This is a genomic window from Pseudomonas sp. ASL4 (assembly GCF_056680395.1).
The window spans coordinates 1968775-1981111 of sequence record NZ_CM155280.1 but is presented as its reverse complement, the minus strand read 5'-3'; the positions used below and the strand labels follow the sequence as shown (position 1 = coordinate 1981111).

Sequence of the window (12337 nt, the reverse complement as noted above, 5' to 3'; positions counted from 1 at the left end):
TCGAAGGGCGGGGCTTTTCGTACAGCGGCTAAACCTTAAGGCGCATAAGTCAGCAACAGCTCACTCGGCACTTTGAAGTCCAGCGACATCATCACGCTCAGCGCGGTAATGGTGAAGATCGAGAACACGAACAGCTTGCGTGCCCAGACCGTGTCATCCACTGCCTTGTAACCGGTCCAGGCCATGTACAACCAGTACATGCCCATGGCCGCGGCGACGGCGAGGTAGCTCATGCCGGCGTAGCCGCTGAAGGTCAGCATCAAGGTCGCGACCAGGAATGCCAGGATGTAGAGCAGGATGTGCTTCTTGGCGACCTGGATCCCGCGCTTCACTGGCAGCACCGGAATTGATGCGGCCAGGTAATCGTTGAAGCGGAAGATTGCGATGGCGTAGGAATGCGGCATCTGCCACAGGCTGAACATCACCAGCAGGGTCAGCGCGGCCATGTCGAAGCTATTGGTCACGGCAACGTAACCAATCACCGGCGGCATGGCGCCCGACAGACTGCCCACCAGCGTGCCGTGAACCGACTTGCGCTTGAGGTACAGGCTGTAGAAGCCGACGTAGATGACAAAACCGATCACGGCGAACAGCGCGGCCAACGGGTTGGCCACCTTGTACAACAGTGCAACGCCGGCGATGCCCAGGACGGTCGCGTAGATCAGGGCCAGTTTCAGGGAGATCAAGCCCTGGACCAGCACCCGGTTCTTGGTGCGTTCCATCTTCAGGTCGATGTCGCGGTCGATGCAGTTGTTGAACACGCAACCGGAAGCCACCACCAGGGACGTGCCGATCATGGCGGCCAGGAATATGGCCAGATCGACATGCCCTTTCGAGGCCAGGAAAAACCCGCCTGCCACAGAAAGCACGTTACCGAAAATGATCCCCGGTTTGGTGATTTGGATAAAGTGCTTAAAGGACATCCGGACTTTCCTCAGTGCGCCATCATGACGGTGTGGATGCTGAACATGATCCACAGCGACAAGCCAACCAGCAGGACGATCACCATCGCAGCGAACACAAACGCAATCACGTTGTTACGCTGGGCGGCAGAGCGGTCCAGGTGGAGGAAGTACACCAGGTGAACGAGCACCTGGATCACTGCGAAGGCCAGTACGATCCACAGCGTCCAGACTTTCGGCAGCGATGGGTACATCACCAGGCCGAACGGAATGATCGTCAGGATTACCGACAGGATGAAGCCGATGGCGTAGGACTTTACGCTGCCATGGCTATCGTCGTGGCTGTCGTGGCCGTGGGCATCGTGGCCATGATTTGAGTGAGCTGCATTAGCCATTACAGGGTCCCCATCAGGTAAACAACGGTGAATACGCAGATCCACACCACGTCCAGGAAGTGCCAGAACAGGCTCAGGCAGCTCAGGCGGGTCTTGTTGGTCGACGTCAGGCCGTGCTTGTTGACCTGATACATCATGATCGCCATCCAGATCAGACCGCTGGTCACGTGCAGACCGTGGGTGCCGACCAGGGTGAAGAACCCGGACAGGAAGCCGCTGCGGCTAGGGCCGAAGCCTTCGGAGATCAGCTTGTGGAACTCGTTGATCTCCATGCCGATGAAGCCCAGGCCGAACAGGAAGGTGATGGCCAACCAGCCCAACACTGCCTTCTTGTTGCCCTTGAACAACGCCAGCATGGCGAAGCCGTAGGTGATCGAGCTGAGCAACAGGCAGGCGGTTTCGCCCAGCACGTATGGCAGTTCGAAGATGTCGTGGCCCGACGGGCCACCCGCTACGTTGTTAACCAGTACCGCGTACACCGCGAAGATCGACGCAAACAAAATGCAGTCGGTCATCAGGTAGAGCCAGAAACCGAATACGGTCATCTCGCCCGAGTCGTGGTGATGGTCATCGTGCCCATGTTCATCGACATGGGTGTGTCCAGCATTGGTCACTAAGTTCGACATGGTTTAAGCCTGTTCCAACGAGGTTTCAACACGGGTGGCGCCAGCTGGGACTTTCCCGGCCGCTACCAGACGCTTGTGCTGCTCGGCTTCGATGCGCTCGATCACGTCGACCGGCACCATATAGCCCTGGTCATCACGGGCAGCATGGATAACGAAGTAGATCACGGTACCGGCGAGGCCGAAGATGGCCATCCACCAGATGTGCCAGATCATCGCGAAACCGAACACGGTCAACAGAGCACCCATGACCAGGCCGGTCGCGGTGTTGTTTGGCATGTGGATCGGCTCGTACTTGACCGGAGTCTGGTACGCAGTACCGTTTTCCTTGGCTTCGGTGAACGGGTCGATGCCTGGGGCTTTCGGCAGTACGGCGAAGTTGTAGAACGGCGGTGGCGACGAGGTCGACCATTCCAGCGTGTGGGCATTCCACGGATCGCCGTGTTCGCACATGTTCTCTGGCTTCTTGCGGTCACGCACACTGACGTACAGCTGGATCAACTGGCAGGCAATGCCGACAGCGATCATGAACGCGCCGAACAATGCAACGTGCAGGTAAGGCACCCACTCAGGGTTGGTGGTGGCGTTCAGACGACGGGTCATGCCCATGAAGCCCAGTGCATAGAGCGGCATGAACGCGACGAAGAAGCCCGAGATCCAGAACCAGAACGCTGCCTTGCCCCAACCTTCGTGCAGCTTGAAGCCGAACGCTTTAGGGAAGAAGAAGGCGAAACCAGCGATGTAGCCGAACACGGCGCCGCCGATGATCACGTTGTGGAAGTGAGCGATCACGAACAGGCTGTTGTGCAGGACGAAGTCAGCACCCGGGATGGCCAGCAGTACGCCGGTCATGCCGCCGATGGCGAAGGTCACCATGAAGCCCAGGGTCCAGAGAACCTGGCTGGTGAACTGCAGACGACCGCGATAGATGGTGAACAGCCAGTTGAATAGCTTCACCCCCGTCGGAATCGAGATCAGCATCGTCGCCAGACCGAAGAAGGCGTTAACGCTGGCACCCGACCCCATGGTGAAGAAGTGGTGCAGCCAAACCATGAAGCCCAGGATCGAGATCGCGCCAGACGCGTAGATCATCGAGTGATGGCCAAACAGACGCTTACCGGAGAAGGTCGAGATGACTTCGGAGAAGACCCCGAACGCCGGCAGAATCAGGATGTAAACCTCGGGGTGACCCCAGGCCCAGAACATGTTCACGTACATCATTGGATTGCCACCAAGTTCATTGGTGAAAATGTGGAAATCCATGTAACGGTCAAGGGTCAGCAGTGCCAGGGTAGCGGTCAGGATCGGGAACGAAGCCACGATCAGGACGTTAGCCCAGGTGCAGGTCCAGGTGAAGATAGGCATGTCCATCATCTTCATGCCTGGGGTACGCATTTTCAGCACGGTGGCCAGGAAGTTGACCCCCGTCAGTGTCGTACCTAGCCCGGACAGTTGTAATGCCCAGATGTAGTAGTCCACACCCACGCCCGGGCTGTAGCCCAGTTCCGACAGCGGTGGATACGCAACCCAACCGGTACGGGCGAATTCGCCGACACCCAGGGACACGTTCACCAGCACGACGCCGGAGACCAGCAGCCAGAAGCTCAGGGAGTTCAGGAACGGGTAGGCAACGTCACGCGCGCCAATCTGCAGCGGCACTGCAAGGTTCATCAGGCCGGTGAAGAATGGCATCGCCATGAAGATGATCATGATCACACCGTGAGCGGTGAAGATCTGGTCATAGTGTTCAGGCGGCAGGTAGCCAGGCGAACCCTCGGTGGCCATGGCCAACTGGGTACGCATCATGATGGCGTCGGCAAAGCCGCGCAGCAGCATGACCATGGCAACGATGATGTACATCACGCCGATTTTCTTGTGGTCGACCGACGTTAGCCATTCGGTCCACAAGTAGGTCCACTTCTTGAAGTAGGTGATTGCAGCAAATACCGCCAGACCACCGAGCGCGATCATGGCGATGGTAATCATCACAATCGGCTCGTGGAACGGGATCGCTTCCCAACTTAATTTACCAAACATCGTTTACTCCTCTGCCCCGGCAGCTGAATGCGAACTCATGTCCATCCCTTCCATGGTGGCCATTTCGTGCTCTTTACCTTCGTGTTCCATTGGCTTGCCCGGTTTCATGCCTTCGTACTTGTCGAGGATGATCTGGAACAGGTTTGGCGTGAACGAGGCGTAGAGCTCGACTGGGTTGTTCTGGCTTGGTTTGGAAAGGGCTTCGTATTCAGCTTTTTCCAGCTGTTTAGGTGCCTTCTTGACATCACTGACCCACGCATCGAAATCCGCCTGGGAAGTGGCGATAGCTTTGAACTTCATGCCGGTGAAACCCGCGCCGCTGTAGTTGGCGGAGATACCGTCGTATTCAGCGTTCTGGTTGGAAATCAGGTGCAGCTTGGTCTGCATGCCCGCCATCGCGTAGATCTGGCCGCCCAGGCCCGGGATGAAGAACGAGTTCATCACGGTGTCGGAGGTGATTTTGAAATTGACTGGCGTGTTGGCCGGGAACACCAGTTTGTTAACGGTGGCGATGCCTTGTTCCGGGTAGATGAACAGCCACTTCCAGTCCATGGAGACCACTTCAATGGTGATCGGCTTGACGTCGGATTCCAGCGGCTTGTAAGGGTCCAGTGCGTGGGTCGACTTATAGGTCACGTAACCCAGGGCAATGATGATCAGGACCGGAACAGCCCACACCGCGATTTCGATCTTGGTGGAGTGCGACCATTTAGGCGCGTACACCGCGTCCTGGTTGGAAGCGCGGTATTTCCAGGCGAACAGGAACGTCATGACGATGACCGGCACAACGACCAACAGCATCAGCAGCGTTGCGGTGATGATCAGGTTTCGCTCATCCAGGCCCACCTGGCCCTTGGGGTCGAGCAAGGTCATGTTGCAGCCTGACAGCAACAACGTGCCGATCAGCGGCAATAAGCCTAGTAGTCTGGGGTACCTGTTTTTACTCATCTCACGACCTCTAAAGCAGCTTGCGCAATGCAGTTGGGTTTTGATCGCCAACACTTCACCCTGCCAAGGGTTGGCATTTTCTTTGATTGAATAAGGGCTGCCCGTCGCGCGTCAGACGCTGTTCGACAAAACCTGGGCTAGCGGTGAGTTCTTATTCGAATTCGTGGTCAAAGGCCTTGTTACAGACCAATTCCATTTGGTGCGGATAGTCGGAAAGGCACCAACACCAGGAGGTCGCATGAAGCCGTTAAGCTTCTCGACGCCCTATTCCGCTCAGTCGAGAGCAGTGCCGGGAATTCAGTGCGGGCGATTGTAGATACGTCGCGCTGTATAAACCATGTCTCATCTCGAAATAATTTTTATCCGTTCCAGCAACAATCATTAACGGATTTTGCAAAAGTTCAGCATGGTATCGAAATAAATTCTCAACAAAAACACCAAATTTTGTGGGGCTACCACCCACAGTTCAGACAGCCTTCATGGCGCTTTGCCTTCCTGCGACCCTTCTAACCCCCCGATTTGGCAGGGTTCTGAGGCTTCGTCGGCCCCTGTTAAAACTGCCTGTTTAAGCACAATGGGGTTTGAATGAGTGGAGGCTCCAAACCGGTCATTTCATTGCGTAGCTATGCACGAACTCCGCCTTTTGAAATGCCTTGCGACACTCAAGCTGTGACAACATGTCGCACATGTCGCACCCCCTTCGCTGCCACACATCACAATCTGTTTACCTGAGCTCTGAAATGCAAAACGCCCCTGCCCTCATTACGAGGACCGGGGCGTTTTTTGTTTAGCGCGACGGGTTAGCGCAGCGCCTTGCGGTTACGCGAGACCAGCAACGGCACCAGCACCACCACCAGCACAAACGACACCAGCGCCCACTGCGCCAGCGACAGGCCCAGGATCGGCGGGTACGGCGTGTCGCAGAAGCCGTCGACCTGGAAGCCCAGCGGGAAGATCTTCGCCAGCGGCAAGCCGTCGACAATCGGTTGCAGCACATCGACGCCACAGCTGACCGCCGGATAGAACTGCGTATAAACATGATGCCCGGCCGCCGCAACGCCACCGAGCGCGGCGATCACCACCAGCACCTCGAACACCGTGAGACTGCGACGAGTGCGCATGGCGGCGCCAATAAAAGCGAAAATCGCGATCAGCAACAACGCGTAGCGCTGCAGGATGCACAGCGGGCACGGCGCCTCTTCCAGAACCACCTGCATGTACAGCGCGCCGCCGATCAATGCCAGGCAGATGATGCCCAGCAACACCAGATAACGCCGTTCACGGCCCAATCGCATCGTTTCGTCACTCATCGCGTTTCCCTTCTAAATATCGATTGCCGGAAGTCTACACGCAGACCGTGACTGTTGAGAGCCAGGTGCGCGCCGGTAGATGTCGGGGAATAGACGATAGACCGGTTAAGAAGGGATTAACTTTTGAGCGTTTTCCAGAATTTAGACCGAGGTGTGGCCATTCGCGAGCAAGCGACTCGGTCTCCGACTGTTACTCCAAAGCAGAAGCCGGCCCAAAGAATTCATAACGACTCTGCTTCTCCGGCACACCCAGCGCTTTCAAATGACGCTTGATCACCGCCATAAAGCCTTTCGGCCCCAAGAAGTAAGCATCCAGATCCCGCTGCTGCGGCAACCACGCCCCCAACTGCTCCTGACTCAACAGCCCGACCTTGTCCGCCACCGGGCTCACGCCATCGTCTTCGGCGTAGCAATAGAAGCGCTTGAGCTGCGGATGACGCGCCGCCAAACCATCGATCCAGTCACGGAACGCATGAACACTTCCATTACGCGCACAGTGAATAAAGTGCACCGGCCGCTCGGTCGCCAGCGCCGCTTCAAGCATCGCCAACGTCGGAGTGATGCCGACGCCGCCGCTGATCAGCACCAGTGGTTTGTCGCTGGCGGTCAGGGTGAACTCGCCCGAGGGCGGGAACAGCTGAATGCTCGCGCCCACATGCAGTTGATCATGCAAATGATTGGAGGCGCGGCCGCCAGCTTCGCGTTTGACGCTGATGCGGTACTGGCCGTTGTCCGACAGGGAGGACAACGAGTAATTACGGCGAATCTCTTCGCCATCGAGGATCAGCTTCATGCCGATGTACTGACCCGGCTCGGCGGCGAGGATCGGGCCTTTGTCGGCGGGCTCGAAGTAGAACGAGATGATTTCCGCGCTTTCCTCGACCTTGGCCGCGACGATGAACTCCCGCGCCCCGCGCCAGCCGCCCGGCGCCTGTTCCTTCTGGTCGTAGATGCTGGTTTCGGCACCGATCAGAATGTCGGCCAATTGGTTGTAGGCAGCACCCCACGCCGCGATGACTTCAGGGGTGGCGATTTCATCACCCAGCACTTCGGCAATCGCGCGCAGCAGGCACGCGCCGACAATCGGGTAATGCTCCGGAAGAATTTGCAGGGCCACGTGTTTGTTGATGATCTTCGCCACCAAGTCACCCAACTGGTCGAGCTGATCGATGTGCCGCGCGTACATCAGCACGCCGTTGGCCAACGCACGAGGCTGGTCACCGCTGGCCTGGTGGGCCTGGTTAAACAGTGGGCGGACTTCCGGGTATTCGGAGAGCATCATGCGGTAGAAGTGAGTGATCAGCGCTTCACCACCGCTTTCCAGCAGCGGCACGGTGGATTTAACGATGGCACGGTCTTGAACGCTAAGCATAAGGGCGACTCCTGAGCTTTATGTGAATACCCTTTACTTATCAGTTTCCATGCCAAGAATTAAAACTTTATAAATCAATAAGTTGTATTCGCCATAGTCATATCGACACGCAGTGCTTTATAGTCATGTCGACTACATGGAGTCACTATGACTGCAAAATCCCTGCTCACTGCCCTGCTCCCGCTGGTCTCCGACCTGTCCCGCGAATTGCCTGAAGGCGAGCGCTATCGGCGCCTGCTCGAAGCCATGCGCGCCCTGCTGCCCTGCGATGCCGCTGCCCTGCTGCGTCTCGACGGCGAATGGCTGGTGCCGCTGGCCGTGGACGGCTTGAGCACCGATACCTTGGGCCGGCGCTTCAAAATCAGCGAACACCCGCGTTTCGAGGCGCTGCTCAGCAGCCCCGGGCCGACCCGCTTCGCCGCCGACAGCGACCTGCCCGACCCTTACGACGGTTTGGTCGATGGCCTCGACGAGCATCTGGAAGTCCATGATTGCATGGGCTGCCCGCTGTTTATCGATGAGCGCCCGTGGGGCCTGTTGACCCTCGATGCGCTAGACCCGGAGCGCTTCGAGCCGATCGAACTGGACGCCCTGCAAGCCTTCGCCAGCCTCGCCGCCGCGACCGTCAACGCCGCCGAGCGCATCGAACGGCTGGCCACTCGCGTCGAAGACGAACATCAGCGCGCCGAGATCTACCGTCAGGCCAGCGGCCAGCAGAACCGCGAGATGATCGGCCAGAGCAAGGCTCACAAACGCCTGGTGGAAGAAATCAACCTGGTGGGCGGCAGCGACCTGACCGTGCTGATCACAGGGGAAACCGGGGTCGGCAAAGAGCTGGTAGCCCAGGCAATTCACGCCGCTTCGCCACGCGCCGACAAACCGATCATCAGCCTCAACTGCGCCGCCCTACCGGACACCTTGGTCGAGAGCGAGCTGTTCGGTCATGTGCGCGGCGCGTTCACCGGGGCGATGAACGACCGGCGCGGCAAGTTCGAACTGGCCAATGGCGGCACGTTGTTCCTCGATGAAGTGGGTGAACTGTCCCTGACCGTGCAGGCCAAGCTGCTGCGGGTGCTGCAAAGCGGTCAACTGCAACGATTGGGCTCGGATAAAGAGCATCAGGTCGACGTGCGGCTGATCGCGGCGACCAACCGCGACCTCGCCGAAGAAGTACGCAGCGGCCGCTACCGCGCCGACTTCTATCATCGCCTCAGCGTGTATCCGCTACTGGTGCCGGCGCTGCGGGATCGCGGGCGCGATGTGTTGCTGCTCAGTGGCTTCTTCCTCGAACAGAACCGCTCGCGCATGGGCCTCAACAGCCTGCGCCTGAGCAGCGATGCCCAAGCGGCGCTGCTTGCGTATCAGTGGCCGGGGAACGTGCGGGAACTGGAGCACTTGATTGGCCGCAGTGCCTTGAAGGCGCTGGGCAACTGCAAGGAACGGCCGAAGATTCTCAGTTTGAGCGCGGCGGACCTGGACTTGCCCCATGGCAGCGTTGAGGTGCCAGCCGAGCAACCGGCCGTCAGCCCTGTGGCTTTGGTCGCGGGTGACTTGCGGGCGGCGACCGAGGAGTATCAGCGTCAACTGATCAACGCCTGTCTGGAACGCCACCATAACAATTGGGCGAGTGCGGCCCGTGAGCTAGGCTTGGATCGGGCGAACCTTGGGCGGATGGCCAAAAGATTGGGTATGAAGTGATGGCCCCTTCGCGAGCAAGCCCGCTCCCAAATTTCTAAAGCCTGCCCCCATCAAGTCGATAACCCGGCATCAATAGCTTTTGGCGACGTTCCACTCGCCCATCACCTTTCTCCAAAGAAGGTTTTTATGTCCTCCACCAAAGCCCGCGCAGATTCACTTTCGCTTCTTCTGTTTACCTTGCGCAGCGGCAAGCTGATGGCGATCAACCTGCTGAAAGTCAGTGAAATCATCCCCTGCCCGCCGCTGACCAAGCTGCCGGAGTCGCACCCTCACGTCAAAGGCATCGCCACCCTGCGCGGCGCGTCGTTGTCGGTGATCGACCTGAGCCGCGCCATTGGCGAACGGCCGCTGGAAGATCCGAACGGCGGCTGCCTGATCGTCACCGACGTCAGCCGCTCCAAGCAGGGCCTGCACGTTCAAGCGGTGAGCAAGATCGTTCACTGCCTGACCACCGACATCCGCCCGCCGCCCTTCGGCTCTGGCGGCGTGCGTTCGTACATCACCGGCGTGACCTCGGTCGACGGCGTGCTGGTGCAAGTACTGGACATCGAAAAAGTCATCCACGGCATCGCCCCGGCGCAGATCGAAACGGCGCCGACCGAACTGAGTATGGAAGATGCTGAAGTCCTCGGTAACGCGCGGATTCTGGTGGTCGATGACAGCCAGGTCGCGTTGCAACAATCGGTGCACACCCTGCGCAACCTCGGCCTGCAATGCCACACCGCCCGCAGCGCCAAGGAAGCCATCGATTGCCTGTTGGACCTGCAAGGCACTGCCCAGCAGATCAACCTGATCGTCTCGGACATCGAAATGTCGGAGATGGACGGCTACGCCTTCACCCGCACCCTGCGCGAAACCCCGGACTTCTCGCACCTCTACGTGCTGCTGCACACCTCGCTGGACAGCGCGATGAACAGCGAAAAAGCGCGCTTGGCCGGCGCCAACGCGGTACTGACCAAGTTCTCCTCGCCAGAACTGACCAGGTGCCTGATCGAAGCCGCCAAGGCTGTCGCCGAGCAAGGTCACTGAGTGTGGCCGAGGACTTTTGCTTCTTGATGCGGCGCAACCTCGCTGAGGCTGTGCCCGACATCGCCTGGCCAACCGGCATTGAACTGCGCCAATACCGCCCCGAACTCGCTGAAGCCGTGCATCAACTGATGGAACTTGGCTATCGCGAAGGTGGCGGTCGCGTGCCGGCGCTGGACGTCTGGCAGCAGCGTTTTGAAACCGATCCTGAATACGATCCGAGCCTGTGCTTCATCGCGCTGGACGCCGAGGGCATCGTCGGCGTTTGCCAGTGCTGGACCAGCGCCTACATCAAGAGCCTGGTGGTGCATCCACGGGTTCAGGGTCTTGGGCTGGGTCGTGCTTTGCTGCTACATGCTTTCAAAACGTTTCAGCAACGCCGCGAGGGGTTTGTTGATCTGAAGGTGCTGGAAGACAACCTTCGGGCGCAGGGATTGTATGAAAGTGCCGGGATGCGGGTGGTTCGCCGGGAACCCGTTCCGGCCTAACACCGCTTTCGCGAGCAAGCCCGCTCCCACATTGGAATGCATTCCCCCTGTGGGAGTGGGCTTGCTCGCGAAGAGGCCCGCACAAACACCACACAACCATCAGGCATACTCCAACCTTGGCCAAATCACGCCCAAGGACGCCCAAATAATGAAAACCACCACCCTGCTCTTACTCTCCCTCACCGCCCTCACGACCCAAGCTCACGCCGCCAGCCCCGACGCCTGGGCCGCTTACGACAAAGCCGTCCTCGCCACTTGCACCAAGGCCAGCGGCCTGAAGGACGCCAAACCCGTCGGCACCGCCGCGCAATTCGACGACCGGGTTGGCTACACCGCGCTCCTGTTGCAAGGCCAATACCCGCAAAAGCACATGAAGGGCCAACAAGGCACCGAGCTATGCCTCTACAACAAGGCAACCAAAACCGCCTACGTCACCGAATGGGACTCCATCCGCCCGACCGCCAAGAAGCCGTGAGTGGCGCATAACTTGCTTCGAGACACGCCTTGGCGATGGCTTTCTGTCGCCATTTGATGACCTTACCGGCGATCGATCGAACAATGAACACGACGTTTTCCTGCGTAGGTTGCGGCAAATGCTGCAACGACCACCATGTCCCCCTGACCCTGACGGAAGCCCGCATGTGGGCTGACGATGGCGGCCAGGTGATCGTGTTGGTGGAAGGCTTTCTGGGCAATGGCCTGGGCCTGCCTCTCTTGCAGCGAGAACACGCCGAACGTCGTTCGGTGCTGGTTCGCAGCGGGGCAACCGAGGCGTACGTCGCGATCACCTTCGCGGCCTACAACGTCGGCCGTTGCCGGAATCTTGACGAAGAGAATCTCTGCCGCATCTATGAGCGCCGGCCGCTGGTGTGCCGCATCTACCCAATGGAAATCAATCCGCACATCCCGCTGAACCCGGCAGTGAAGGAATGTCCGCCCGAGTCCTGGGAACAAGGGCCGGACCTGATTGTGGGTGGCGAGTTGGTGGATCAGGAGTTGAAGACGCTGATCCAACGCTCACGCCAGGCGGATCGCGATGATGTTCAGACCAAGGATGCGATTTGCGGGTTGTTGGGGATTCGCACGACAGCGCTGAAGGGCGATGGGTTTACCGCTTATTTGCCGGAGATGGGGGCTTTTGCTTCGGTCATTGATCAAGTCGTGGCGCAACCGTTGGAAGCTGCGGGCAGTGAATGGCTGTTTCACGTCTCCGGCGAGGACATTGCCGGGCAAGTGCTGGCGGCTGGGGGTGAAGTGGCGACTGAAGCGCCGGTTAACTATGCGTTTATTTCGTTGCGGGCCGCCTGATCCCAGGCATGTGGCGCCTGTAATGGCCCCATCGCGAGCAAGCTCGCTCCCACATTTGATCTGTGTCGTGCACAAATCTCCTGTGGGAGCGAGCTTGCTCGCGATGGCGGCAGACCAGCCACTCCGACCACTACGAAGTTGCGCGTAGGCTTTTTCCGCAGCCTCTACTTGCCGGGCATTCGGCTTGGTGCGAACCGACTGATACTCCACGGCGCGGCCCGTTACCAGGA

General features: G+C 58.8%; 12 protein-coding genes. 5 read left to right on the top strand and 7 right to left on the bottom strand.

Annotation, left to right across the window (positions count from 1 at the left end; translation table 11 throughout):
- Positions 1 to 35: 35 nt before the first annotated feature.
- The 7 genes from cyoE to hmpA form a co-directional block, all read right to left on the bottom strand.
- The gene (cyoE, locus tag AC1MEW_RS09010) at positions 36 to 923 is read right to left on the bottom strand and encodes a heme o synthase (RefSeq protein WP_123410182.1); all 888 of its coding nucleotides are present in this window, start codon (positions 921 to 923) and stop codon (positions 36 to 38) included.
- 11 nt (positions 924 to 934) lie between these two features.
- Positions 935 to 1297: a cytochrome o ubiquinol oxidase subunit IV gene (cyoD, locus tag AC1MEW_RS09005; RefSeq protein WP_201206506.1), complete on the bottom strand. Its 363-nt coding sequence runs from the start codon at positions 1295 to 1297 to the stop codon at positions 935 to 937.
- Positions 1297 to 1923 carry a cytochrome o ubiquinol oxidase subunit III gene (locus AC1MEW_RS09000; protein WP_054613570.1) on the bottom strand — a complete coding sequence of 209 codons (627 nt, stop codon included), beginning with the start codon at positions 1921 to 1923 and terminating at the stop codon, positions 1297 to 1299. Before AC1MEW_RS09000 ends, cyoD begins: the two co-directional genes overlap by 1 nt.
- A 3-nt stretch (positions 1924 to 1926) precedes the next feature.
- On the bottom strand, positions 1927 to 3957 hold the full coding sequence (gene cyoB, locus AC1MEW_RS08995) for a cytochrome o ubiquinol oxidase subunit I (RefSeq protein WP_201206508.1): 2031 nt from the start codon (positions 3955 to 3957) through the stop codon (positions 1927 to 1929).
- A 3-nt stretch (positions 3958 to 3960) separates the two neighbouring features.
- On the bottom strand, positions 3961 to 4905 hold the full coding sequence (cyoA, locus tag AC1MEW_RS08990; protein ID WP_201206510.1) for a ubiquinol oxidase subunit II: 945 nt from the start codon (positions 4903 to 4905) through the stop codon (positions 3961 to 3963).
- A gap of 800 nt (positions 4906 to 5705) precedes the next feature.
- Positions 5706 to 6215 carry a disulfide bond formation protein B gene (locus tag AC1MEW_RS08985; RefSeq protein WP_149658143.1) on the bottom strand — a complete coding sequence of 170 codons (510 nt, stop codon included), beginning with the start codon at positions 6213 to 6215 and terminating at the stop codon, positions 5706 to 5708.
- Between the two features lie 190 nt (positions 6216 to 6405).
- Positions 6406 to 7587, bottom strand: coding sequence for an NO-inducible flavohemoprotein (gene hmpA, locus AC1MEW_RS08980; protein ID WP_201206512.1), 1182 nt, complete (start codon positions 7585 to 7587; stop codon positions 6406 to 6408).
- Positions 7588 to 7734: 147 nt separating this feature from the next.
- Between hmpA and norR the strand changes: the two genes are divergently transcribed.
- The 5 genes from norR to AC1MEW_RS08955 all read left to right on the top strand — a co-directional run bounded on the left by norR (position 7735) and on the right by AC1MEW_RS08955 (position 12107).
- The gene (gene norR, locus AC1MEW_RS08975) at positions 7735 to 9285 is read left to right on the top strand and encodes a nitric oxide reductase transcriptional regulator NorR (protein WP_480426107.1); all 1551 of its coding nucleotides are present in this window, start codon (positions 7735 to 7737) and stop codon (positions 9283 to 9285) included.
- A gap of 126 nt (positions 9286 to 9411) precedes the next feature.
- On the top strand, positions 9412 to 10314 hold the full coding sequence (locus tag AC1MEW_RS08970) for a chemotaxis protein CheV (RefSeq protein WP_201206516.1): 903 nt from the start codon (positions 9412 to 9414) through the stop codon (positions 10312 to 10314).
- Between the two features lie 26 nt (positions 10315 to 10340).
- The gene (locus AC1MEW_RS08965) at positions 10341 to 10799 is read left to right on the top strand and encodes a GNAT family N-acetyltransferase (protein ID WP_201206517.1); all 459 of its coding nucleotides are present in this window, start codon (positions 10341 to 10343) and stop codon (positions 10797 to 10799) included.
- 148 nt (positions 10800 to 10947) lie between these two features.
- Positions 10948 to 11274, top strand: a complete 327-nt coding sequence (locus AC1MEW_RS08960; RefSeq protein ID WP_201206519.1) for a hypothetical protein — start codon at positions 10948 to 10950, stop codon at positions 11272 to 11274.
- Positions 11275 to 11357: 83 nt separating this feature from the next.
- Positions 11358 to 12107, top strand: a complete 750-nt coding sequence (locus AC1MEW_RS08955) for a YkgJ family cysteine cluster protein (RefSeq protein WP_480426104.1) — start codon at positions 11358 to 11360, stop codon at positions 12105 to 12107.
- Positions 12108 to 12337: the final 230 nt, after the last annotated feature.

What these genes read in the sequence shown, in the direction of transcription:
- cyoE (WP_123410182.1), bottom strand. Translation starts at nt 923, where the DNA reads ATGTCCTTTAAGCACTTTATCCAAATCACCAAACCGGGGATCATTTTC.
- cyoD (WP_201206506.1), bottom strand. Translation starts at nt 1,297, where the DNA reads ATGGCTAATGCAGCTCACTCAAATCATGGCCACGATGCCCACGGCCAC.
- AC1MEW_RS09000 (WP_054613570.1), bottom strand. Translation starts at nt 1,923, where the DNA reads ATGTCGAACTTAGTGACCAATGCTGGACACACCCATGTCGATGAACAT.
- cyoB (WP_201206508.1), bottom strand. Translation starts at nt 3,957, where the DNA reads ATGTTTGGTAAATTAAGTTGGGAAGCGATCCCGTTCCACGAGCCGATT.
- cyoA (WP_201206510.1), bottom strand. Translation starts at nt 4,905, where the DNA reads ATGAGTAAAAACAGGTACCCCAGACTACTAGGCTTATTGCCGCTGATC.
- AC1MEW_RS08985 (WP_149658143.1), bottom strand. Translation starts at nt 6,215, where the DNA reads ATGAGTGACGAAACGATGCGATTGGGCCGTGAACGGCGTTATCTGGTG.
- hmpA (WP_201206512.1), bottom strand. Translation starts at nt 7,587, where the DNA reads ATGCTTAGCGTTCAAGACCGTGCCATCGTTAAATCCACCGTGCCGCTG.
- norR (WP_480426107.1), top strand. Translation starts at nt 7,735, where the DNA reads ATGACTGCAAAATCCCTGCTCACTGCCCTGCTCCCGCTGGTCTCCGAC.
- AC1MEW_RS08970 (WP_201206516.1), top strand. Translation starts at nt 9,412, where the DNA reads ATGTCCTCCACCAAAGCCCGCGCAGATTCACTTTCGCTTCTTCTGTTT.
- AC1MEW_RS08965 (WP_201206517.1), top strand. Translation starts at nt 10,341, where the DNA reads ATGCGGCGCAACCTCGCTGAGGCTGTGCCCGACATCGCCTGGCCAACC.
- AC1MEW_RS08960 (WP_201206519.1), top strand. Translation starts at nt 10,948, where the DNA reads ATGAAAACCACCACCCTGCTCTTACTCTCCCTCACCGCCCTCACGACC.
- AC1MEW_RS08955 (WP_480426104.1), top strand. Translation starts at nt 11,358, where the DNA reads ATGAACACGACGTTTTCCTGCGTAGGTTGCGGCAAATGCTGCAACGAC.